Raw genomic sequence first — 22,879 nt, forward strand, 5'->3', positions numbered from 1 at the left:
CCTCCCGTCTCCGCGGATCGCAAATGCCGTCTCCGTAGTCGGCGCCGATGGAGCAAGACTGACATGGCTGGCTGACGCGAAGCTGACGCTGCGTCGCAAAAAGGAAAGGTGCAACGCAGCGCGGATGTGGTCCCGCAGCCTATTGGACCTTCAGTGCACGGTTCCAGCGTTCGATCAGCCGGTTGCGTTTGACCTGGTCGAGATAGACGACAAGCGCGGGCCCGACGGGAATGGGGCGCAGGCGACTGCCGAAGGCGCGCCGCATGGCGTTGGCGGTGTTCTCTCCATCAAGGTCGGGATGCAGGACGGGAAGACCAACCTGCTCGGCGATCACCTTCTGGCCTTCGCGCGAGACGAGGAAATCGAGAAAGGCGGCGCCGAGATCCGGCGCGGCGGCGTTGCGCGGCACCAGTGCCGTGCGCGACATGACGACCGTATAGTCCTCCGGCAGCACGATCCCCAGGTCAGGATCGGTGCGGGCCCAGGCGGACGCATAGGAACCGAGAATGTTGTAGCCCAGGACGAAACGTCCGTCGGCGACCCGTTCGACGATCGCCGAGGAGTTGGAATAGAGCTTTACGCCGCTGGCACCGAGCGCGTTGAAAAGATCCCAGATTTCGCGATTGTGCTCCCTGTCCCGGGCAAGGAAAAACAGACCGACACCGGCCCGCTCCACATCATAGGTGCCGACCCGGCCATAGGTTTCCGCCTCCCGTGACTTGAGATAGGCGGCGAAGTCCGGGCGTGTCCGGGGGGGCTCGCTCTTGAGGAAGGACGGCTTGTGATAGAGGATCACCGCCGGTTCGAAGGTGGTGCCATAGACCGTGTCACGCCATTGCGCCCATTCGGGCAGGGCCCCCGCGTTGGGCAACCGGACACTCTGGGCATAGCCGTCGTTTGCCAGCTTCACCTGAAGGTCCATGGCCGAGGAGTAGGCCAGATCGGCGGTGAGCCCGGCCTCGTCGCTCTCCTCGATGATGCGGGCATAGATGTCCTGTGTCTGGAGCTCGAAATAATCGATGCCGATGCCCGGCCGTGTCGCCTGGAACGCGGAGAGCAAGGGGGCGGCGATCTTCGCGTCGAGCGAGGAGTAGATCCGCAGGACACGGGCGTCCCCGGACGGGGAGAGCGGTGTGAGGCTGACGGACGGGGCTTCCGTCATGTCGGCGTATGCAAGGCCGTGGGCGCCGGCAAGCAGGAGCAGGGCCATGCCCCAAGTCGAGAGGGATCGCATCATGGGCGCGAGTATGCGGCGATCCGGCGTAGCGAAACAAGCATGGGCGCAGCCGAACGGCGAACCCCGCGCCAATCGCTGCTTGCGCTGCATCGCGCGCCTGCGGTTAAACTCGCCGCACGGGGGCGTGAGACCTTCGGCTGGAAACGCCAACGGATTGCGAAAGGGTGGCCTGGGTGCGCCTGCTGATCGTCGAGGACAACCGGACACTTGCCGACGGCCTGACGCAGATGCTGCGCGGGGCGGGGTATGCGGTCGATGCCGTGCATGAAGGCGAGGACGCGGAGGCGGCGCTTGCGACCGATGCCTTCGATCTGGTGCTGCTCGATCTGTCGCTGCCCGACACCGACGGGATGACGCTGTTGCGCACGATTCGGTCGCGTGGCCTGCCTTGCGCGGTGCTGGTGCTCACCGCGCGCGGCGCGCTTGACGAGCGGATCAAGGGCCTCGATCTCGGCGCCGACGACTACATGACCAAGCCTTTCGAGTTCGGCGAGCTGGAAGCGCGTATCCGTGCGGTGCTGCGCCGGCATGCCGGTGCCCGGGGCGGCCGCCTCGAATGCGGCCGTCTTGTCTTCGACCTGACCGAGCGCATCGCAACGGTGGACGGCAAGCCGCTCGACCTGACGGCGCGGGAACTGAGTGTGCTGCAGATCCTTGTTCAGCGTCCGGAAAGGGTCGTGTCCAAGCAGCATATCAGCGAGCGACTGAGCGAGTTCGACGCCGATCTCTCCGACAATGCGGTCGAACAGTATATCTCGCGTCTGCGCAAGCGGCTGGAGCCCTGCGGCCTCAGGATCCGTACCGCGCGCGGGCTTGGCTATGCGCTCGAGGCGACCGACGGGCATGGCTGAGCCGCCGCCGGAACAGGAGGTCGGGGTCCGCGACGCGCGTGCTCGCCGCCGCCGCGGTCCGCGCTCGCTCTCCGGCCGCCTGCTGGTCTGGCTGCTTGCTCCGCTGAGCCTGCTCGCGGTCTTCGATCTGTTCGACACTTACCGCGAGGCGCGGGAGACGGTGAATACCGTGCTCGACCGCGTGTTGACCGGCTCGGCCCTGGCGATCGCCGAGCGCGTGGCCGTCGGCAATGACGGTGCGATCGAGATCGACGTGCCTTACGTCGCCCTGGAAATGCTGACCAGCGCGGCGGAGGACCGGGTCTTCTACCGTGTCGAGGGGCCTCCGGGAACCTTCGTCACCGGCTACCGAAACCTGCCGGTGCCCGAAGCGGGCGAGGCGGCGCAGATCGCCCATCAGCCGCGGTTTGCCGATGCGGTCTTTCGCGGCGAACCGATCCGCATGGTGATCCTCACGGGAGCCGCCTCCTCCGGCAACAGTTCGATCGCCTATCGGGTTGCGGTGGCGGAGACGACCACCGCGCGCCGCGACCTTGCCCGCGACGTGCTTCTGAATTCGGCCGCCCGGCAGGTGCTGCTGATTGCCATCGCGGCCGTCGCCGTCCTGCTCGGCATTCGCCGCGGCCTGCGTCCGCTGGCGCGGCTCGAGGAGGCGCTCGACCGCCGCAGCCCGGACGACCTGCGTCCGATCCGTCATTCGGTGCCGCGCGAGGTCGACCGGCTCGTCGGTGCAATCAACGGGTTCATGGCCAGGTTGTCGGATTCGTTGGCAGCGCTTCGGCGCTTCACCGGCAACGCCTCGCACCAGATCAGGACACCGCTCACGATCATCCGCACGCAGATCGAGCTTGCCCGCCGGGCCGAGGGGCGCGACGCGATGCTGACGGCCCTGAGGACGGCCGACCTGGCCGTGGCGCAGAGCGAACGCACGCTTGCCCAGCTTTTGCTGCTCGCGCGGGTCGACGAGGTCTCGGTCGACCGGCCCGGCGGGGAAAGCGTCGATCTGGCCCGGTTGGCGCGCAGGATGGCGGCCGAGATGGAGCCTGTCGCGGCGCGTTCGGGTCTCGACCTCGGCTATGAGGGGCCGGCTGCCGGCACCGTCGGTCCGGCCGTGCGCGGCAACGGCATGCTGATCGGCGAAATGCTGCGCAACCTGATCGAGAACGCGATCGCCTATGCCGGTCCGGGACATTCGGCCACGGTGCGCGTCGAGCCCCGGGGAGGAGGTGCCGTTCTCGAGGTGGAGGATGACGGCCCCGGCATCCGTCCCGCGGACCGGTCGCGGGCGGTCAAGCGGTTCGAACGGCTGTCGTCGCAGGGGGATGCGGATGGCGCCGGACTTGGTCTTGCCATTGTTGCGGAGATCGCCGCGCTGGCGGGGGGGCGGCTTGAACTGTCCGAAGGCGGCACCGGCCGCGGGCTGCGAGTGCGCATCACACTGCCGGCGGCGCCGGATCAGACGCCGTCATAGGTCCAGCGATGGGCCGGCGGCGTCGGTCCCTTGTTGCGGCCGCCCTGGCAGGTCTGCTCCCACGCATGGGCGAGAATGCCGACCGATCGGGACAGGCAGAAAAAGCCGCGTGCCAGGGGTGCCGGGCAGCCCAGTTCGGCGAATATGACGGCAGTGGCCCCGTCGATGTTCATGGGCACGGGTTTGCCTTTTTCCTTGGCCAGATGCGCTTCGACCGCTCGGCCGATCGCGGCGAACCGGCCGGAGACCGAGCCGGTTGCCGCAGCTTCGTCGACAAGGCCGAGAAGCCGTGGCGCGCGCGGGTCGACCGGCTTGTGGAAGCGGTGGCCGAAGCCGGAGATGAACTTGCCCCTCATCGCGCGAAACGCTTCAAGGCCCCGGCTTGTGGCCTCTTCCAGCCCGGCGGTCTGCGTGCGCGCATCGATGTCCTGGTAGAGCGCCACGGCCTGCTCACCGGCTCCACCATGGACGTCGCCGAGCATGTTGACCCCGGTCGCCATGGCGTTGTTGAGACCGACGCCGCAGGTGGCGGCCATGCGTGCGGCGGCGATCGAGGGTGCCTGCGGCCCGTGATCGACAGCGGCGACGAGAGCGGCCTCGAAAAGGCGGGCGCGACCCGCATCGAGCGGTGTGCCCATCACCATGTGCCAGATCATCTGCGGGAATGAGAGCGTGCCGATCAGCTCTTCCACCGGATGGCCGCGGAAGGCGATCCGGCCCGGTTCCATGTCGATGATGGATGTGTGCCACCAGTCGGCGACCGGGTCCGTGTCCCTGCTTTCGCTCATATCGCGCCTTCCCGTCGCAGCCGCTCGATTTCCTCGGCGGTGATGCCAAGCTCTTCCAGAATATCGACCGTGTCGCGCCCCAGCACCGGCGGCGGCGTGTCGACGGACGGCGGCGTGCCATTGACCTTGATGCCGGTGCGGACCGTGCGGATGGGCCGGCCGACCCCCGGCACCTCCTCGAACTCGGCAATCATGCCGCGCCCGGCCACTTGCGGATGGGCGAGCGTCTCGGGAACCGTGAGGATCTCGCCGGCCGGGATCCCGCGCCGGCTGAGCCGCGCGACCCAGTCGGCGGCATCGCGGGCGGCAAGGCTCCTCTCGATCTCGGCGCGCAGGGCATGGCGGTTTGTCTTGCGCGTTTCGCGGGTGGCGTAATCGGGATCGGCAAGCAGGTCCGGACGCTCCAGCTCCTCGCACAGCAATCGCCATTGTTCGTCCTTGTTGGCGGCGATGTTGAGCGCGGCATCGCGCGCCCGGAACGCTCCGGAGGGCGCGGAAGTCGTGTTCTCGTTGCCATGGGCGGCCGGGCGCTGGCCGGCGATCATCCAGTTGGAAACGACCCAGCCCATCGTTGCGAGCGTTGCCTCCAGCATCGATATGTCGAGAAAGACCGGCTTCTCGCGCGGTCCGGCAAGACTGGCGCAGATGGCGAAAGCGGCGGTCATGCCGCCGATCGTGTCGGAGACCGGATAACCGACACGCAACGGCGCCGTTTCGGCATCGCCGGTGACCGACATGACGCCGGACAGTCCCTGTACGATCTGGTCATAGGCGGGCATGGACCGCATCGGCCCGTCCTGGCCAAATCCCGATATCGCGCAATAGACGAGCCGTGGATTGAGAGGCGCAAGGTCGTCGAAGCCGACGCCGAGGCGATCCATCACACCGGGTCTGAAATTCTCGACAACCACGTCGGCCGTGGCGGTCAGCCGCTTCAGCAGATCCACGCCGCTCGGGTTTTTCAGGTTGAGCGTCAGGCTTTTCTTGCCGGCGTTCTGGGCCAGGAAGGAGACGCCCATGTCCGCGGCGTTGAGTTCCGGGTCGGCGCCGAGCTGGCGCGCAAGATCGCCGCGTCCCGGTACTTCGATCTTGATTACCTCGGCGCCGAAATGCGCAAGCTGATGGCAGCAGAACGGCCCGGACAGCACATTCGTCAGGTCAAGCACGCGGATGCCGGAGAGTGGAGTGGGGGGCGAAGCGTCCATGAAGCGCCTTTCGGTTCGCCGCGCCGACTGGGGCAAGCCGGCCTGTCAGGCCTGGCGTGCGTCGCGCGCGGAACGCTTTCCGCTATAGCGCTCCTTCATCCAGTGGCCAAGCTTCGCGACTTCCCCTTCCGAAAGTCGAAGGCCGAGTTTGCTGCGTCGCCACAAGACGTCTTCGGCCTCGCGCGCCCATTCGTGGTCCATCATGTGGGTCACTTCGCGGGCGAAGAGGCCGCCGCCGAAATGCTCGCCCAGGTCTTCCGGCGTGGCGACGCCTTCAAGGATCGCATGCGCCTGGGTGCCGTAGTTGCGCGCGAGGCGTTCGACAAGTCCGGCGGGCAGCGCCTCGCGCCCCTTCGCCAGGGAGCGTGTCAGCTCCGCCAGGCCCTCGGTCGGGAAGTCGCCGCCTGGAAGTGCGGCCTTTGCCGTCCAGGCCGGACCGCCGCCGCCGATCGCGTCTTCGATCTGCTCCATGACGGAAAGGGCGAGGCGGCGATAGGTGGTGATCTTGCCGCCGAAAATGTTGATCAGGGGCGCTTCGCTCCCCTTGCCTCCGTTGTCGAGCCGCAACACGTAGTCGCGGGTCGCCTCCTGGGCCTTCGAGGCGCCGTCGTCGAAGAGCGGGCGCACGCCGGAATAGGTCCACACCACGTCGCTTCGGGGGATCGGCTGACGGAAATACTCACTGGCGGCATCCGCCAGGTAGACGATTTCCTCTTCTGTCGCCGCCACGTCGGCCGGATCGCCGTCGTAGTCGCGGTCGGTCGTGCCGATCAGGGTGAAATCCTGCTCGTAGGGAATGGCGAAGATGATGCGCCCGTCGGCATTCTGGAAGATATAGGCGCGGTCGTGCTCGAACAGCTTGCGAACGACAATGTGGCTGCCTTGAACCAGCCGGACATTGTGGGCGTCGTTGCGCTTCAGGGCGCCCTCCAGCAACCGGTCGACCCAGGGGCCGGCCGCATTGACGAGGAGGCGCGCGCTCACCTCTCGCATGGAGTTGTCCTGCGTGTCCTGAAGGGTCGCGCGCCAGAGCCCGTCGACGCGCTCGGCCGAGACAACCTTCGTGCGGGTGTTGATCTGCGCGCCGCGGGCGTGCGCGTCGCGGGCGTTGAGAACCACCAGCCGGGCATCGTCGACCCAGCAGTCGGAATATTCGAAGGCGGTGGAGAAACCGTCCTTGAGAGGGGCTCCGGCCGAATCGTGGCGCAGATCGAGCGTGCGGGTGCCCGGCAGCAGTTTGCGGCCGCCCAGATGGTCATAGAGGAAGAGCCCGAGCCGAAGCATCCAGCGCGGCCTGAGCCCTTTCTGGTGCGGCAGCACGAAGCGCAGCGGGCGGATGATGTGCGGCGCGTTTGCCCATAGCAGCTCGCGTTCGCTCAGGGCCTCGCGCACAAGCCGGAATTCGTAATGCTCGAGATAGCGCAAGCCGCCATGAACGAGCTTTGTCGACCAGGACGATGTGCCGCTGGCAAGGTCGTTCATCTCCGCCAGGCAAACCGAATAGCCTCGGCCGACGGCGTCGCGTGCGATGCCGCAACCATTGATGCCGCCCCCCACGATCAGGATGTCGAAGTCGCTGCGTTTTCGTGGCTCGTTCATTCCATGTGGCCTCCCGGCCCGTCTTCCAATGCCGCCGCGGCGGTCTCCGTGGCACCCTCTCCGGCCACCTCGACACGCACGCCATGCTCCCGGCAGATGTCGAGCACTGGCCCGGGCGGCATCTTGTCGGTGACGAAAATGTCGATCTGCGACATATGGGCGATCCGCACCGGGGCGCTGCGCTCGAACTTCATGCTGTCGGCGACCAGGATGGTCTGCCTGGCATGGGTGATGATCTCGCGGGCCACGCGCACCTCGCGGAAGTCGTAGTCGAAGATGGTTCCGTCCGCGTCGATCGCGGAGGCGCCGATCAGCGCGTAGTCCACCTTGAACTGGCGAATGAAGTCGGCCGTCGCCTCGCCGACAATGCCACCGTCCGAGGGGCGCACCTGTCCGCCGGCGATGATCACCTCGATCGCTGGAGCGGCACGCAGGATATTGGCGACATTGATATTGTTGGTGATCGCCATGATCCCGTCATGCTGGCGCAGGGCGCGTGCGACCTGCTCCGTCGTCGTGCCGATGTTCAGCATGATCGAGGCGTTGTCGGGGATCAGTCCGGCGGCCCTCAGCCCGATGCGACGTTTTTCGTCGGCGGCAAGCTGGCGCCGCGCGTCATAGGCATAGTTGGCGATCCCCGACGGCAGCACCGCGCCGCCATGGACCCGCTGCAACATGCCGCGTTCGCACAGTTCGTTGAGGTCTTTCCGGATTGTCTGGGGGGTGACGTCGAACTCGTGCGCCAGCCCGTCCACGTCGACCCGGCCAGCGCGTCGCGCGCGGTCGAGAATCTCTGTTTGGCGAGGGGTAACCGGCTCCATCTACCGGCCTTTCGTTTTTTTTCGATATTCTTGATTGTTTTGCATCGATTTCGTTCGCAGGTGCAGTAAGGCGCTAGGAACAGCCAGATTTTGCCTCGATTGGGTAAAAAATGGCAAGCGGATTTTCGGGTTGACGTTCGCTTTTTTTCGTTTGATAGTCAAGCCGCAGCAATGCAAGGGAGGACTTCACATGCGACATAAGATGCTGGCGGCCGTTGCGGCCGTCGCGCTTCTTGCCGGTTCGGGTGCGGCGTTTGCCGGCCCCGAGGAAGCCAAGAAGTGGATTGATAGCGAGTTTCAACCCTCCGCGCTGACAAAGGATCAGCAAATGGAGGAAATGAACTGGTTCATCAAGGCAGCCGAGCCGTTCAGCGGGATGGAGATCAACGTCCTGTCGGAAGGCATTCCGACACATGACTATGAATCGCGCGTTCTGACCAAGGCCTTCGAGGAAATCACCGGCATCAAGGTCAACCACCAGATTCTCGGCGAGGGCGAGGTGGTGCAAGCGGTTCAGACGCAGATGCAGACGAACCGCAATCTCTACGACGCCTATGTCAACGATTCCGATCTCATCGGCACGCATTCGCGCCTCCAGCAGGCGGTCAACCTGACCAAGTGGATGGCGGGCGAGGCCAAGGATGTCACGTCGCCGACGCTCGATCTCGACGACTTCATGGGACTGAGCTTCACCACCGGGCCGGATGGCGATCTCTACCAGCTTCCCGACCAGCAGTTTGCGAACCTCTACTGGTTCCGCAAGGACTGGTTCGACCGGGAAGACCTGAAGGAGCAGTTCAAGGCGAAGTACGGTTACGATCTCGGCGTTCCGATCAACTGGTCGGCCTATGAGGACATCGCCGAATTCTTCTCCGAGGACGTCAAGGAAATCGACGGCGTTCGCATCTACGGCCACATGGACTACGGCAAGCGTGCCCCGGATCTCGGCTGGCGCATGACCGATGCCTGGCTGTCGATGGCCGGTGCCGGCAGCAAGGGCCTGCCGAATGGCCGTCCCATCGACGAATGGGGCATCCGCATGGAAGAGGGGTCGTGCAATCCGTCCGGTGCCTCGGTTGCGCGCGGCGGGGCGACCAATGGCCCGGCGGCGGTCTACGCAATCGCCAAGTGGGACGAATGGCTGCGCAAATACGCGCCTCCGGGTGCGGCGGACTACGACTTCTACCAGTCGCTTCCCGCGCTCAGCCAGGGCAATGTCGCCCAGCAGATCTTCTGGTACACGGCGTTCCTCGCCGACATGGTCAAGCCCAAGTCGGAAGGCAACAACACCGTGGATGACGGGGGAACGCCGCTGTGGCGTGCCGCTCCGAGCCCGCACGGTCCCTATTGGGAAGAGGGCCAGAAGGTCGGGTACCAGGATGTCGGATCCTGGACGATCCTGAAATCCACGCCGACCGACCGGGCCAAGGCCGCATGGCTCTATGCCCAGTTCGTCACCTCCAAGACCGTCGACCTGAAGAAGAGCCATCTTGGCCTGACCTTCGCCCGCGACAGCTCGGTCCGGCACGAGTCCTTCACCGAACGTGCCCCCAAGCTTGGCGGTGTCGTCGAGTTCTACCGCTCGCCCGCGCGCGACCAGTGGACCCCGACCGGTGTCAACGTTCCCGATTACCCGAAGCTTGCCCAGCTCTGGTGGCAGCAGATCGGTGACGTGAACTCTGGCGCCTTCACGCCGCAGGAGGCGATGGACCGCCTCGCCGGCGAGATGGACACCATCATGGCCCGCATGCAGCGCGCCGACGAGGCGAGCAACACCTATGGTGGTTGCGGACCGCGCCTGAACGAGCCGAAGGATCCGTCCGAGTGGCTCGGCAAGGGCGGCGCCAAGGCGAAGCTGGAGAACGAGAAGCCCAAGGGCGAGACCATCAACTACGATGAGCTCGTCAAGCAGTGGGCCTCCAACTGACCGCGGCTTTCCGCGACTGAGTGGCCCGGGGGCGACCCCGGGTCCATCTTCCGGAAAGAGGCGATCGCGCCGGCATGCACCGTTTCGGGCATGCAAGTGTCCGCTCCCGGCCGTTGGCGGGACGCGGGAGAGTTTCGTCCGCCGTCGCACGAACCGGCGCGGCACGCGAACCGCTTTCCGGGCACGATCATCGTCACATCCAAAAAGGGCGGCCGACAGATGTCCCTTGAACTGAGGCGCGTGAGCCTGCGCGCTGGCGCCGAGACCCATATCCACGCGACCGACCTCGTGTGCGAACCGGGCAGCTTCAACATCCTGCTCGGCACCACGCTTGCCGGCAAGACCACGTTGATGAAACTGATGGCCGGCCTCGAACGCCCCACCTCCGGCGAGGTCTGGTTCTCGGGCAGGAACGTGACGGGTGTTTCCGTGCGCCATCGCAACGTCTCGATGGTCTATCAGCAGTTCATCAACTACCCGAACATGTCCGTCTACGACAACATCGCCTCGCCGCTGCGCGTCGCGCGGGTCGCGGAAGACGAGATCAAGCGCCGTGTCGGGACCATGGCCGAGCTGCTCAAGCTCTCGCCGATGCTGCAGCGACGGCCGTCCGAACTCTCCGGCGGCCAGCAGCAGCGCACGGCGATGGCCCGGGCCCTGGTCAAGGACGCGGACCTCGTCCTGCTCGACGAACCGCTCGCCAATCTCGACTTCAAGCTGCGCGAGGAGTTGCGCGACGAGTTGCCCCGCCTGTTCTCCAACCGCGACTGCATTGTGGTTTATGCGACGACCGAGCCGGTCGAGGCTCTGCTCTTCGGTGGCCAGACCGCCTGTCTTTTCGAAGGGCGCGTCACGCAGTTCGGAGCGACAGGCGACATCTACAGGAACCCGCTGGACCTGACGAGCGCGCAGGTCTTTTCCGACCCGCCGATCAATGTCGCGGCGGTCACCAAGACGGGCGACAGGTTCCGTCTTGCCGTCGGAGAGGACTTCGCGGTTCCGGCTGCCTATACCGGGCTCGCCGATGGTGCCTACACGATCGGTGTGCGGCCGCACCATGTGGCGCCGGCACCGCAAGGCGATATGGCGGTTGCTGTGGATGGCGAGGTTCTGGTGACGGAACTCTCCGGTTCGGAAAGCATCATTCATTTCGTCGTGCAAGGCCAGACGTGGGTCTCGCAGTCGCATGGCATCCACCCGTTCGAGGTGGGCACGCGGCAGCGCCTCTATGCCGACATGGCCAAGGCGATGGTCTTCGATGCGGACGGCCGGCGCATCGTGGCCTAGGGAGAAGCGGACATGGCGAAAATCCTACTCGATACCCTGCGTCACGCCTATGTGGCCGATCCGGCTTCCGAAAGCGATTGGGCACTCAAGGAGCTCAATCTCGAATGGGAGGACGGCGGTGCCTATGCCTTGCTCGGCCCTTCCGGCTGCGGCAAGACCACGCTGTTGTCGATCATTTCCGGCCTGCTGCGGCCAAGCCGGGGACGGGTGCTGTTCGACGGGCGCGACGTCACCGACCTGCCGCCGGACGAGCGTCACATCGCACAGGTTTTCCAGTTCCCGGTCGTCTACGACACCATGACGGTCTACGACAATCTCGCCTTCCCGCTGCGCAATCGCGGCGTCGACGAGGCGCATGTCGACAACCGTGTGCGCGAGATCGCCGAGATGATCGACCTGACGCATATGCTGGCCAACCGAGCCGCCGGATTGACGGCGGACGGCAAGCAGAAGATCTCGCTGGGCCGGGGTCTTGTGCGCTCGGATGTCAACGCAATCATGTTCGACGAGCCGCTGACCGTCATCGACCCGCATCTGAAGTGGCAGCTCCGCTCGAAGCTGAAGGAACTGCACCAGCGGGTGCGTACCACCATGATCTACGTGACTCATGACCAGACCGAGGCGCTGACCTTCGCCGACAAGGTGGTCGTCATGAACCAGGGCGAGGTCGTGCAGATCGGCACGCCGGTCGAGCTTTTCGAGCGGCCGCAGCACACGTTTGTCGGCCATTTCATCGGCTCGCCAGGCATGAACGTCCTGCCGTGCGATGCTTCGAACGGCGGCGCCCGGGTCAATGGCGTGGCCCTGCAAACGACATCCGGGGGCGATCTGGCCGCTGCTGCCGGCAGGCTGGAGGTCGGGGTTCGCCCCGAATTCGTGACCTTCGCGGACAAGGGCGAAAACGGTGTCCTTCCGGCACGGGTCGTGAAGGTCAGCGACGCGGGACGCTATCGCATCGTCGAGGCGCAGGCCGCAGACCATGCGATCAAGCTGCTGGTGCCCGAAGGTGCCGACATTCCGGGCGAGGCGACCGCCCTGCGCTTCGATCCGGAGCGGACCGCCGTCTATCGCGACGGCTGGATCGTGGCCTGAGGGGGAGAGCGAGATGAACAAGACACACGATAACAGGGCCTGGTTCTTCGTCCTTCCGGTGGTGGCGCTTGTCGCCTTCAACGCCATCATTCCGCTGATGACGGTGGTCAACTATTCGGTCCAGGAAACCTTCGGCGACAACGTGTTCTTCTGGGCGGGCGTGACCTGGTTCGAGCAGATCCTGCGCTCCCCGCGGTTCCATGACGCGCTGACCCGGCAGCTTATCTTCACTTTCACGATCCTCCTCATCGAGGTGCCGCTCGGGGTCGCCATCGCGCTGACCATGCCGCGCAAGGGGCCCTGGGTTCCCGTCTGCCTGGTGCTGATGGCCCTGCCGCTGCTGATCCCGTGGAACGTGGTCGGTGCGATGTGGAACATCTTTGCCCTGCCCGATATCGGGCTTCTGGGTCGCAGCCTCAACGCGCTCGGTTTTGACTATAATTTCACCCGCCAGCCGGGAGACGCCTGGTTCACGCTGATCCTGATGGATGTCTGGCACTGGACCTCGCTTGTGGTCCTGCTTGCCTATGCCGGCCTCGTTTCGATTCCGGACGCCTATTACCAGGCGGCCAAGATCGACGGCGCAAGGCCCTTCGCCATCTTCCGCTATATCCAGTTGCCGAAGATGAAGCGGGTTCTGACGATCGCGGTGCTGCTGCGCTTCATGGACAGCTTCATGATCTACACGGAGCTTTCGGTCCTCACCGGTGGCGGGCCGGGCAATGCGACGACGCTGCTGTCGATCGATCTGGTCAAGATCGCGCTCGGCCAGTTCGACCTGGGGCCAGCCGCGGCCATGTCGCTCATCTACTTCCTCATCATCCTGTTGCTCAGCTGGGTGTTCTACACCCTGATGATGCGCAATGAGCAGCAGTGACGGAGACCGACCGATGAAACGCATGACCCGCCTCGTCCCGGCGCTCTACATCCTCTTCCTGATGTTGCCGATCTACTGGCTCGTCAACATGTCGTTCAAGACGACCAACGAGATTCTCGGTTCCTTCACGCTGTTCCCGAAACAGTTCACGATCGAGAACTATGTGACGATCTTCACCGATCCGACCTGGTACATGGGATATGTCAACTCGCTGACCTATGTGTTGATCAACACGGCGATCTCGGTCGTGGTGGCGTTGCCCGCAGCTTACGCCTTCTCGCGTTATCGCTTTCTCGGCGACAAGCACCTGTTCTTCTGGCTGCTGACCAACCGGATGGCGCCGCCGGCGGTTTTCGCCCTGCCCTTCTTCCAGCTCTATTCGGCCATCGGCCTGTTCGACACGCCGGTTGCCGTGGCTCTGGCCCATACGCTGTTCAACATTCCGCTCGCGGTCTGGATCCTTGAAGGCTTCATGTCCGGCGTGCCGAAGGAGCTCGACGAAACCGCCTATGTGGACGGTCACTCGTTCTGGTCGTTCTTCCTGAAGATCTTCGTGCCGACCATCGCCGCCGGCATCGGCGTCGCGGCGTTCTTCTGCTTCATGTTCTCCTGGGTGGAACTGCTCCTGGCGAAGACGCTGACCTCCGTCGCGGCGAAACCGATCGCGGCGACGATGACGCGAACGGCGAGTACGTCCGGCTATGAGCTGGGGCTTCTCGCCGCGGCGGGAACGCTGACCATCATCCCCGGCGCCTTCGTCATCTATTTCGTTCGCAACTACATCGCCAAGGGCTTCGCGCTCGGCCGCGTCTAGGCGGCTCGTCTGGGAGACATGTCATGGGACTGAGCTGGATGGCCTGGACCGGGCCGACCGCCGCCTTCTTCATCTTCGTCGCGCTGTGCTTTGCCGCGATGTCCGTGTGGGAATACGTCGCCCCTGGCGGCGGTCCGCGTCACGGGGTACTCGGGCTCGACACGACACGCGGGGACCGGTTGTTCATCTCGCTGCTCGGCAGCGCGTTCATTTTCCTTGCATGGCTGGGGCTCGTCGGAACGCCGCTCTGGGCACCGCTCGCGATTGCGATCGTCTATGCCGGTTGCGTCTTCCGCTGGGTTTAGGGCGGGCTTGCCTGATCCGGCGACTCCCGGGATTGTTACCGGGAGGTAAACGGTCCGGGGCAGACGGGATGATTGGCGGGAAAGTGATGCGGGACGCGGGCGGATTGCGAGCGGCAGGGACCTGCCTCGGCCTTGCATTCGCCGCGCTCGCCTGTGCGGTTGATGCGCCTGCGGCGCGGGCCGACGGATGGCAAAGCGGTGCGCAGGTCGCCAGCATCTGCCGGGCCGATCCGCGAGCCAACGCCGTCGCGGTGACGTTCTGCCTTGGTTATCTTCAGGGAACGCTGGACGCCTTCTTGCTGGGGCGCGCCAATTGCATCCCGCCCGGCATCGATGCCAACGGCCTTCGCCAGGTCGTGATCGAGCATCTCGAAAAGCATCCCGAGCGTGTGTCGGCCAGCGGCCCGATGCTTGTCTATGATGCGTTCAGGGCCGCCTGGCCCGCATGCGCCCAGATGCCGGCCTATAGCCGCTGATGCCGCTGCGATCAGGCGGTGCCATGTCTGAAACGAAAAAGCGCCGGAGGATCCGGCGCTTTTTCGTTTCGTCAACGCGATGTCGGCGTGTCAGGCGACGGCCCTTGCCAGCGCGCATTGCGACCACAGTGCCTCAAGCGAGCGCACAAGGCGGTCGATGTCGCCGTCGCCATGCAGCGGCGAGGGGGTGATGCGCAGCCGCTCCAGCCCCTTGGGCACGGTCGGATAGTTGATCGGCTGGATGTAGATCCCGTAGGTGTCGAGCAGGACGTCGGAGAGCATCTTGCACTTCACCGGGTCCTTGACCATCACCGGGACGATATGGCTCGGGTTGACCATGTGCGGGATACCGGCCGCATCGAGCTTGCGCCGCAATGTGGCGACGCGCTCGCGGTGACGGGCACGCAACTGCTCGCCTTCCGCCGACTTCAGGTGGCGGATCGAGGCGCGCGCGCCGGCAGCCAGCGCCGGTGGCAGGGCGGTGGTGAAGATGAAGCCCGAGGCGAAGGAGCGCACGAAGTCGCAAAGCGCCGCGGAGGCGGCGATATAGCCGCCCATCACGCCGAAGGCCTTGCCGAGCGTGCCCTCGATCACCGTCAGCCGGTCCATCAGCCCTTCACGCTCGGCGATGCCGCCACCGCGCGGGCCGTAAAGGCCGACGGCATGGACCTCGTCGAGATAGGTCATGGCGCCGTATTTCTCGGCAACGTCGCAGATCTCCCGGATCGGCGCGATGTCGCCATCCATGGAGTAGACGCTCTCGAAGGCGACGAGCTTGGGACGGCCCGGTTCGATCTCGGCGAGCTGGCGCTCCAGATCGGCGACGTCGTTGTGTTTCCAGATACGCTTTTCGGCACGCGAATGCCGGATGCCCTCGATCATCGAGGCATGGTTGAGCGCATCGGACAGCACCACGCAACCCGGCAGGTGCGCGGCGATGGTTCCAAGCGCCGCCCAGTTGGAAACGTAGCCGGAGGTAAACAGAAGGGCGGCTTCCTTGCCGTGCAGGTCGGCAAGTTCCTGCTCGAGCAGGACATGATAGTGGTTGGTGCCCGAGATGTTGCGCGTGCCGCCCGCTCCCGCGCCGCAGCGGTCGATGGCTTCATGCATCGCGTCGGTCACGATCGGGCTCTGGCCCATGCCCAGATAGTCGTTCGAGCACCACACGGCGACCTCGTGGGTCCCGTCCTGTGTATAGCGGGTCGCCTTTGGAAAGCTTCCGGAATGACGCTCCAGATCCGCGAAAACCCGGTACCGACCTTCTGTATGCAGCCCTTCGATCTCGCGTCGAAAGAAGCTCTCGTAATCCATTCCGGCCTCCGGGACCTCTTGCTACCACCCTGGCGAAGATTGTCCGCCGATTCCCGCGTGCATTCAAACGCTCGCACTTTAGTCTCGTTCCAGTCTATAGCCCATATACATGGTCAAGGTGAATTGGGAATATCCCTGAAGGGTCGTTTCGACGCAGGCGCGCCGGATCGCGGGCCGGCCGACGCGCTCGGAAGTTCGGTATTGTGGCGTCGACGCAAGGGAACTGCGGAAAACGCCGCCGTCCCGGCTTCCGCCTTGCGCTCGGGCAACGGCTTCGCCATAACCCGCCAAACGCGGTACAACTCTGCCGCGCGCGGTACGGGAAAGGCCCGGCCGCGTTCAACCCGAGGTCCAAACTGGGGGACAGTTTCTTGAATCAGTTCCAGCCGCGCGTATTCTCCGGCGTACAGCCCACCGGCAATCTCCATCTTGGCAACTATCTCGGCGCGATCTCGCGTTTCGTGCCGCTGCAGGACGAGATGCCGGCGATCTATTGCGTCGTCGACCTGCATGCGATCACCGTCAATCACGATCCCGCGCTCCTCGCCGGGACGACGCGCGAGGTGACCGCCGCCTATCTGGCCGCAGGCATCGACCCGAAGAAGGCGATCATCTTCAACCAGAGCCAGGTCCGGGAGCATGCCGAGCTTGCCTGGATTTTCAACTGCATCGCGCGCATCGGCTGGCTCAGCCGCATGACCCAGTTCAAGGAAAAGGCGGGCAAGAACCGGGAGAATGCCTCGGTCGGCCTGTTCGCCTATCCGACGCTGATGGCGGCCGACATCCTGGCCTATCGCGCCACGCATGTGCCGGTGGGCGACGACCAGAAGCAGCACCTGGAACTGACCCGCGACATCGCGCAGAAGTTCAACAACGACTTCGCCGATCGCATCAAGGAGCTCGGCCTCGGCATTCCCAACCCGACGCCGAGCCCGGAACTGCCGGACGAGCTGTTCTTCCCGCTGACCGAGCCGATGATCGCCGGGCCCGCGACCCGCATCATGAGCCTGCGCGACGGCACCAAGAAGATGTCGAAGTCGGACCCGTCGGACCTGTCGCGCATCAACCTGCGCGATTCGGCCGAGGAGATCGCCAAGAAGATCCGCAAGGCCAAGACCGATCCGGAGCCGCTTCCGAGCGAGATGGACGGCCTTGCTGAGCGTCCCGAGGCGGCCAACCTCGTCGGCATCTATGCCGCGCTGTCGGGCAAGTCGAAGGACGCTGTGCTGTCGGAGTTCGCCGGCCAGCCCTTCTCGATCTTCAAGCCGGCACTCGCCGATCTTGCGGTCGACAAGCTGTCGCCGATGACCGGCGAGATGAACCGCCTGCTCGACGACCCCGGCCATATCGATGCGGTGCTGCGCGACGGCGCCGGTCGCGCTTCGGAGATCGCCGGCCCGGTGCTGCGCGATGCCCGTCGCATCATGGGCTTCCTGGAAGGCCGCTGAGCAAAGCGCGGACATCGCGACAGCAAGTGAAGGAAAAGGGCCGTGCCGGATCTCCGGTACGGCCCTTGCCACATGCGGACATGCAGGGTTAGTGTTCTTTTGGAACAAAGACGGAACGAATTTGCAAGCGGACGCCCGAGGCCATGATCACCAACCGCATTCTGCTGGACGACCCGCTGACTGACGGACGTCAGTCGGATGCCGCCGCGCGGGTCTGGCGCGGAACGGCGCGGATGCTGCGCGCGGCCGGTTTTGCCTGTGTGGGGGAGCTGACGCTGGCCTCCGGGCGGCGGGCGGACCTGGCGGCGGTCGGACCGAAAGGGGACGTGTGGATCGTCGAGGTCAAATCCTCGCTCGCCGATTTTCGCGCCGACAACAAGTGGCCGGACTACCGAGCCCATTGCGACCGGCTTTTCTTTGCAAGTCATGCCGATGTTCCCGCGGAGGTGTTTCCGCAGGACGCGGGCCTGATCCTGTCCGACGGCTATTTCGCGGAGATCCTGCGATCGGCCCCCGAGCACAGGTTGCCGGCGGCGACGCGCAAGGCGGTGCTGCTCCGCTTTGCCCAGGCCGCGGCCAATCGCTTGCACGATGCGCTGGATCCCGATCTTCGCATCTCCGTTGGCGGTCCGGGCTGAGATCCCGCGTTTTGCCCGTTGCAATCCTCGCCGCCCTTTGCAACTAAACTGGAATTGACGCAGGGGTACTGGGGAACCGGCATGGAAGTTCCGGCGAGAGAAATTGGAGCAGAGCGGACGGATGTGCGGGTTTGCGTGGCTGTGTGCACCTGCGACCGCCACCAGCAGCTCCACAATACGCTGCAGTCCCTTGCGGACCAGAACATCGAGGCAGGGTTTCGGGTGTTCGTCGTCGACAACGGCCGCATCGCGGCCCGTCCCGTGGTCGAGGCGTTCGAAGCCGTGCTCGACATTGTCCATGAGCGGGTGCGCGAGCCGGGGCTGAGTGCCGTCCGCAACCGCGCCCTGCATCTTGCCCGCGAGAGCGGTGCGGACTTCCTTGCCTCCATCGATGATGACGAATGCGCGGACACAGACTGGCTCGCGGCGCATCTTGCGGCTGCCGAACTGAGCGGCGCCGACATCCAGATCGGACCCATCGAGCCGCGGTTTGCGGAAAGGCCGGCCGGCTGGATCGTCGACGGCGGCTTCTTTGCCGAGGCGTGCGAGACGCCGACAACGGCAAACCTGTTCCTGCGCCTGGCCTGCCTGCCACAAAACGAGGGCGACTGGTTCCAGCCCGATTATGCCGTGACGGGGGGCGAGGATCTCGAGTTTCTTGACAGGCTTTCAAGGAACGGCGCGCGTTACGGGACAGTCCTTTCGGCGCGCGTCTACGACATGGTGCCGGCCGAGCGCGCGACCCTGCGCTACATCCTGCGGCGGGGCCTGCGCGACGGCGTCTATCTCGGAAATCGTGCGCGCAAGGAAAACGCCACGCTTGCCGGCGTGGCGGTGGCGGGCCTGCACGAGTTTCTGGCGAAACTCGCCTATTCGGTCAATCACCTGTTCTGGTCGCCGCGTGCCGGCTGGCGTGCGCGGCGTGCCGGCGCCGACCTGGCGGCGGCCGCCGGCATTCTTGTCGGCCTGCTTGGCGTGAAGCCCCGGTTCTACGGACATGGCGAAACGGTGGATTGAGCCCGAAGCCCCGCCGCTGACCTGGCCAACGATCGGCCTCGTTGAACGGGCCCTGCACCCGGCGCGGGTCAGCGCGGGGCGCGCTTGGCCAGGATCCGCTGCAGGGTGCGCCGGTGCATCGACAGCCGCCGGGCCGTTTCCGAAACGTTGCGGTCGCACAGTTCATAGACGCGCTGGATATGCTCCCAGCGCACCCGGTCCGCCGACATCGGGTTCTCCGGCGGCGGCGCCTTTTCCTCGTCGGTCGATGTCAGCGCCGCAAGCACGTCGTCGGCGTCCGCGGGTTTTGCCAGGTAATCGACCGCCCCGAGTTTCACGGCGGTGACGGCGGTGGCGATGTTGCCGTAACCGGTCAGGATCACCACCCTGGCATCGGGCCTGCGGGCACGCACGGCCTCGACCACGTCGAGACCGCTGCCATCCTCAAGCCGCATGTCGACGACGGCGAATTCCGGCGCGGCGATCCTCAGCTTGTCCAGCGCCTCGCGCACGCTGTCCGCGGTTTCGGTGACGAAGCCCCGCTTTTCCATAGCTCTCGCCAGACGCTGCTGAAAAGGCCGGTCGTCATCGACGATCAGCAGGGTTCTCGGTGTCGCGTCTTCTGTCTGTGACCGCTCGTTCATGCCGCCGTCCTGCGTTTTCCCGTATCGGTCCGACTGATGCCGGATCCTGTTCTGCTGTCTTTATATGTGCGTTTGCGCGGGCGGCAAATCCGCGTGGCTGCCTATGTCTGCGGCATTTGCGCCCGCGCCTTCCTGCCACGGGGAGCGGCCGTCGCGGGGCCAGGCCACGCGGACGATGGCGCCGCGCCCGGGGGGGGGACGGTTGCGCAGGCGCAGGTCCGCCCCGGTGCGTTCCAGCAGCGTCTTGGCAATAAAGAAACCCAGCCCCAGGCCCCCGGCAATGTCGCCCTGGCCCGGACGGCCCTCGCGATTGCCTCGTGCCGTGACATAGGGCTCGCCAAGGCGGGTGATCACGTCGGCCGCAAAACCGTTTCCGTCATCGGCGATTTCGATCACGACGCTTGCAGCGGTCCAGCGGGCGGTGATGGTGACAAGGCTGTCGGCGAAGTCGACGGCATTCTCCAGAAGATTGCCGAGCCCGTAATGGATGGCTGGATTGCGCCAGACCAGAGGCTCGGCTCCCTCGCCGCCGGCATCGACCTCGATCCGCGTGCCGAAGGCGCGGGCCGGTTCGATCACCTGTTCGATCAGGTGCGACAGCTTCTCGCCCCGGAAATGGCGGTCGCGGTCGTCGGGCAGCGACGACAGCTTCGAAAGGATGTCGCGGCAACGCTCCGCTTGCGACAGGATCAGTGCCAGATCCTCGCGCAGCGCGTCGGGGGTGGGCAGGTCCCCCGCGGCGCTGTCGAAATCGCGCGCCAGTTCCTTGGCGGTCAGATAGACGGTTGCCAGCGGGGTGCCCAGCTCGTGGGCCGCTGCGGCCGCCAGTCCGTCGAGGGCGTGGAGATGCTGCTCGCGGGCCAGCACAAGCTCGCTCGCGGTCAGGGCGTCGGACAGCTGCCGCGCCTCCTCGGCCACCCGGAAGGCATAGGCGCCCATGAAGGACAGCGAGCAGACCAGCGCGATCCACACGCCCGTCGCATAGACGGGCGGGAGCCGGAACGTCTGGTCATCCGGCCAGGGGAGCGGCAGGTGGAACACGGCGAGCACGGTGGCGATGCCGGCGGCAAGCAAACCCAGATAGACCGTCTTGCGCGCCGAAAGGCCCGTGGCGGACACCATCACGGGGGCCAGGAGCAGGAACGCGAAAGGGTTCCCCAATCCGCCGGTGAGGTAGAGAAGCCCGCCCATCTGGGCAAGGTCGTAGCCGAGCTGCAGTGTGGCCGAGCGTTCCGAAAGCCGCTGCGACTGCGGCGAGCGGACCTTCAGGAAGATGTTGAGCCAGGCGGATGCGGCGACCAGCGCCGCGCAAAGCGACAGCGGCAGGGGATAGGCCAGATAGAAATGCACGAAGAGCAGGGCCGCCGTCTGGCCGGCGATCGCCAGCCACCGCAGCCGCACCAGCGTGTCGAGTTTCAACCGGCGGTGCGGCGAGCCCAGTTCGTGCGTGTCTGTTTCCGGCATCATGTCCTTCAAGGTCCTGTCAGGGCGGCAAGTGCCTGCCCTTGCACCTTGTGGCGCGCCGGACAGGCAACGTCAAATGCCCTGGAAGAGGGGCGCGCGGGTCGCCGCGCGGCCGGGTTACGGCCAATCAGGCCTTGTGCTGCGCCGTCCCGGCATGCTAGCGGAACCTTCGATCCCGCGCGGGGAGCAGGGCCTTTTGCCGGTCCGGCTTGTCCGCGCCAGACATTGCATCACTGCCGAGACAGGATACCGACGAATGAGCGATACCAACGACGCGGCCGCTGGCCAGGGCAACGAAGCCGGCGGTGCGCCGGGCATGAGCATCATCGCCCAGTACATCAAGGACCTGTCCTTCGAGAACCCGAACGCGCCCGGCTCTCTGCAGCCGCAGGAGCAGCCGAAGCTCGACATCAATGTCAATGTCTCGGCCCAGCCGATGGGAGAGAACCAGTTCGAGGTCGTCCTGACGCTCAATGCCAGCGCCAAGACCTCGACGATGGCGGTCTTTGCCATCGAGCTGGTTTACGCCGGCCTGTTCCGCGTTCTCGGCGTGCCGCAGGAGCACCTGCATCCGTTCGTCCTGATCGAGTGCCCGCGCATGCTGTTCCCCTTCGCCCGCAACATCCTTGCCGAGGCCTCGCGCAATGGCGGCTTCCCGCCCTTGATGCTGGACCCGATCGATTTCGCCGCGCTTTACCGGCAGAATGCCGATCAGGCACAGGCGGCGGCCGAGCAGAAGCCGAACTGATCCGACTGCCGGTCATCGATGAAACGAAAAAGCCGCGAACCCTGAGGTTCGCGGCTTTTTTCATGTCTTCAGGGAACGTCCCGCCGGTTCAGGTCGCCTCGCTTGCCGGTCCGCGGCCGCGGTTGGCCATGAAACGGTCGAACTCTTCCTGGTCGCGCGCCCGGCGCAACTCGCGCAGGAAGTCGTCGAACTCGGCCCGCATCCGGTCGAGCCGGGCACGTTCCTCCTCGAGCCGTTCCAGCTCGCGGTTCCTGTAGTCGTCAAACGCCGCATTGCCGGTGTTGCGGGCCATGCCCGTCTCGAAGCCGCGGCGAACGGGATTTGCGTCCCACTGCGCGCGTGCTTCGCGGGCAAGACCGGGAAGCCGGTCGCCCCACAGGATATAGGCGAGCATCGCCAGTCCCAGTGGCCAGAAGACGACAAAGCCGAGAACCATCAGTGCGATGGTCACGGGAGACCAGCCGGGCCGGATGGCGGGTCGGCACGCGGCCCCGGCGGTTTGGGTAGTGGATCCGTAGCTCATCTGCGCTCCTCTCTCACGTACTTCAACAGCGGAAATGTGGGAACGGGCTCGCCCGCGTTCAAGAAAAACGCGGAAACCGGGCCGCTGGCGGGGCTCTGGGATGTCTGGAGGATCGGTCACTGTGAGGAGTTTCGGCGACGTCCGTGTGACGAAGCCGGCTGGTTCTGGCTGTTTTTCGGGTTTTCGGCTGTTGGATTGGGGCGGCTTGAGGGGCGCCTTGGTTGGGTTTGGGTGTGGTGTGGATAGTTTAGTATGTTGATATTGTTTGCGTTTGTGGTTTGTCGGGGGTTGTTTTTGCACAGGGGTGTTTTGGATTTTGGGTGAATTTTCGAGTTGTGCGATTTTTTTTGGGAATGG

General features: G+C 65.3%; 22 protein-coding genes. 13 read left to right on the forward strand and 9 right to left on the reverse strand.

Features of this window, described 5'->3' with window-relative positions; all coding sequences use genetic code 11:
• Nucleotides 1-139: 139 nt before the first annotated feature.
• Nucleotides 140-1,237, reverse strand: a complete 1,098-nt coding sequence (locus tag RBB46_RS05020) for an ABC transporter substrate-binding protein (RefSeq protein ID WP_306027806.1) — start codon at nucleotides 1,235-1,237, stop codon at nucleotides 140-142.
• Nucleotides 1,238-1,410: 173 nt separating this feature from the next.
• Between RBB46_RS05020 and RBB46_RS05025 the strand changes: the two genes are divergently transcribed.
• Both RBB46_RS05025 and RBB46_RS05030 read left to right on the forward strand, forming a co-directional pair.
• Nucleotides 1,411-2,088, forward strand: coding sequence for a response regulator transcription factor (locus tag RBB46_RS05025; RefSeq protein WP_306027970.1), 678 nt, complete (start codon nucleotides 1,411-1,413; stop codon nucleotides 2,086-2,088).
• Nucleotides 2,081-3,559, forward strand: coding sequence for a sensor histidine kinase (locus RBB46_RS05030; protein WP_306027807.1), 1,479 nt, complete (start codon nucleotides 2,081-2,083; stop codon nucleotides 3,557-3,559). The genes RBB46_RS05025 and RBB46_RS05030 overlap by 8 nt, the downstream gene beginning before the upstream one ends.
• Here the strand turns inward: RBB46_RS05030 and RBB46_RS05035 are convergent.
• From RBB46_RS05035 to RBB46_RS05050, 4 genes are read right to left on the reverse strand one after another with little or no spacing between them, the layout of a single operon-like run.
• Nucleotides 3,544-4,347, reverse strand: a complete 804-nt coding sequence (locus RBB46_RS05035; RefSeq protein ID WP_306027808.1) for a citryl-CoA lyase — start codon at nucleotides 4,345-4,347, stop codon at nucleotides 3,544-3,546. The genes RBB46_RS05030 and RBB46_RS05035 overlap by 16 nt on opposite strands.
• Nucleotides 4,344-5,552, reverse strand: a complete 1,209-nt coding sequence (locus tag RBB46_RS05040; protein ID WP_306027809.1) for a CaiB/BaiF CoA-transferase family protein — start codon at nucleotides 5,550-5,552, stop codon at nucleotides 4,344-4,346. Before RBB46_RS05040 ends, RBB46_RS05035 begins: the two co-directional genes overlap by 4 nt.
• A 45-nt stretch (nucleotides 5,553-5,597) precedes the next feature.
• The gene (glpD, locus tag RBB46_RS05045) at nucleotides 5,598-7,151 is read right to left on the reverse strand and encodes a glycerol-3-phosphate dehydrogenase (protein WP_306027810.1); all 1,554 of its coding nucleotides are present in this window, start codon (nucleotides 7,149-7,151) and stop codon (nucleotides 5,598-5,600) included.
• A complete protein-coding gene (locus tag RBB46_RS05050) occupies nucleotides 7,148-7,972 on the reverse strand; it encodes a DeoR/GlpR family DNA-binding transcription regulator (protein ID WP_306027811.1) in 825 nt (274 codons plus the stop codon). Before RBB46_RS05050 ends, glpD begins: the two co-directional genes overlap by 4 nt.
• 190 nt (nucleotides 7,973-8,162) lie before the next feature.
• On the opposite strand from RBB46_RS05050, the gene RBB46_RS05055 reads away from it, so the two are divergent.
• The 7 genes from RBB46_RS05055 (at nucleotide 8,163) to RBB46_RS05085 (ending at nucleotide 14,750) form a co-directional block, all read left to right on the forward strand.
• On the forward strand, nucleotides 8,163-9,899 hold the full coding sequence (locus RBB46_RS05055; RefSeq protein WP_306027812.1) for an ABC transporter substrate-binding protein: 1,737 nt from the start codon (nucleotides 8,163-8,165) through the stop codon (nucleotides 9,897-9,899).
• Nucleotides 9,900-10,118: 219 nt separating this feature from the next.
• Nucleotides 10,119-11,186: an ABC transporter ATP-binding protein gene (locus RBB46_RS05060; RefSeq protein WP_306027813.1), complete on the forward strand. Its 1,068-nt coding sequence runs from the start codon at nucleotides 10,119-10,121 to the stop codon at nucleotides 11,184-11,186.
• 12 nt (nucleotides 11,187-11,198) lie between these two features.
• Nucleotides 11,199-12,278 (forward strand): ABC transporter ATP-binding protein, encoded by a 1,080-nt coding sequence (locus RBB46_RS05065; RefSeq protein WP_306027814.1) that lies wholly within the window; start codon nucleotides 11,199-11,201, stop codon nucleotides 12,276-12,278.
• Nucleotides 12,279-12,291: 13 nt separating this feature from the next.
• Nucleotides 12,292-13,155 (forward strand): carbohydrate ABC transporter permease, encoded by an 864-nt coding sequence (locus tag RBB46_RS05070; protein ID WP_306027815.1) that lies wholly within the window; start codon nucleotides 12,292-12,294, stop codon nucleotides 13,153-13,155.
• Entirely contained in the window at nucleotides 13,142-13,969 is an 828-nt protein-coding gene (locus RBB46_RS05075; RefSeq protein ID WP_306027816.1) for a carbohydrate ABC transporter permease, read from the forward strand. The genes RBB46_RS05070 and RBB46_RS05075 overlap by 14 nt, the downstream gene beginning before the upstream one ends.
• A 23-nt stretch (nucleotides 13,970-13,992) precedes the next feature.
• Nucleotides 13,993-14,274 carry a DUF2160 domain-containing protein gene (locus RBB46_RS05080; RefSeq protein WP_306027817.1) on the forward strand — a complete coding sequence of 94 codons (282 nt, stop codon included), beginning with the start codon at nucleotides 13,993-13,995 and terminating at the stop codon, nucleotides 14,272-14,274.
• A gap of 104 nt (nucleotides 14,275-14,378) precedes the next feature.
• Entirely contained in the window at nucleotides 14,379-14,750 is a 372-nt protein-coding gene (locus RBB46_RS05085; RefSeq protein WP_306027818.1) for a Rap1a/Tai family immunity protein, read from the forward strand.
• 90 nt (nucleotides 14,751-14,840) lie between these two features.
• Here the strand turns inward: RBB46_RS05085 and hemA are convergent, their stop codons facing one another.
• On the reverse strand, nucleotides 14,841-16,061 hold the full coding sequence (gene hemA / locus RBB46_RS05090; protein ID WP_306027819.1) for a 5-aminolevulinate synthase: 1,221 nt from the start codon (nucleotides 16,059-16,061) through the stop codon (nucleotides 14,841-14,843).
• 371 nt (nucleotides 16,062-16,432) lie between these two features.
• Here hemA and trpS point away from each other — a divergent pair, with 371 nt between their 5' ends.
• The 3 genes from trpS (at nucleotide 16,433) to RBB46_RS05105 (ending at nucleotide 19,164) form a co-directional block, all read left to right on the forward strand.
• Nucleotides 16,433-17,509 (forward strand): tryptophan--tRNA ligase, encoded by a 1,077-nt coding sequence (gene trpS / locus RBB46_RS05095; protein WP_306027820.1) that lies wholly within the window; start codon nucleotides 16,433-16,435, stop codon nucleotides 17,507-17,509.
• A gap of 143 nt (nucleotides 17,510-17,652) precedes the next feature.
• Nucleotides 17,653-18,147 carry an MmcB family DNA repair protein gene (locus RBB46_RS05100; protein WP_306027821.1) on the forward strand — a complete coding sequence of 165 codons (495 nt, stop codon included), beginning with the start codon at nucleotides 17,653-17,655 and terminating at the stop codon, nucleotides 18,145-18,147.
• Between the two features lie 135 nt (nucleotides 18,148-18,282).
• A complete protein-coding gene (locus RBB46_RS05105) occupies nucleotides 18,283-19,164 on the forward strand; it encodes a glycosyltransferase family 2 protein (RefSeq protein WP_306027822.1) in 882 nt (293 codons plus the stop codon).
• 68 nt (nucleotides 19,165-19,232) lie between these two features.
• Here the strand turns inward: RBB46_RS05105 and RBB46_RS05110 are convergent, their stop codons facing one another.
• Together RBB46_RS05110 and RBB46_RS05115 are read right to left on the reverse strand one after the other, a co-directional pair.
• Entirely contained in the window at nucleotides 19,233-19,787 is a 555-nt protein-coding gene (locus RBB46_RS05110) for an ActR/PrrA/RegA family redox response regulator transcription factor (protein ID WP_306027823.1), read from the reverse strand.
• 60 nt (nucleotides 19,788-19,847) lie between these two features.
• Nucleotides 19,848-21,254 carry an ActS/PrrB/RegB family redox-sensitive histidine kinase gene (locus RBB46_RS05115; protein WP_336623133.1) on the reverse strand — a complete coding sequence of 469 codons (1,407 nt, stop codon included), beginning with the start codon at nucleotides 21,252-21,254 and terminating at the stop codon, nucleotides 19,848-19,850.
• A 253-nt stretch (nucleotides 21,255-21,507) separates the two neighbouring features.
• Between RBB46_RS05115 and secB the strand changes: the two genes are divergently transcribed.
• Nucleotides 21,508-21,999, forward strand: coding sequence for a protein-export chaperone SecB (gene secB, locus RBB46_RS05120; protein WP_306027824.1), 492 nt, complete (start codon nucleotides 21,508-21,510; stop codon nucleotides 21,997-21,999).
• 88 nt (nucleotides 22,000-22,087) lie between these two features.
• Here secB and RBB46_RS05125 read toward each other — a convergent pair whose 3' ends face one another.
• Nucleotides 22,088-22,435 (reverse strand): DUF2852 domain-containing protein, encoded by a 348-nt coding sequence (locus RBB46_RS05125; protein WP_336623136.1) that lies wholly within the window; start codon nucleotides 22,433-22,435, stop codon nucleotides 22,088-22,090.
• Nucleotides 22,436-22,879: the final 444 nt, after the last annotated feature.

It is taken from the genome of Stappia sp. MMSF_3263, assembly GCF_030733745.1.
GTDB lineage: Bacteria > Pseudomonadota > Alphaproteobacteria > Rhizobiales > Stappiaceae > Stappia.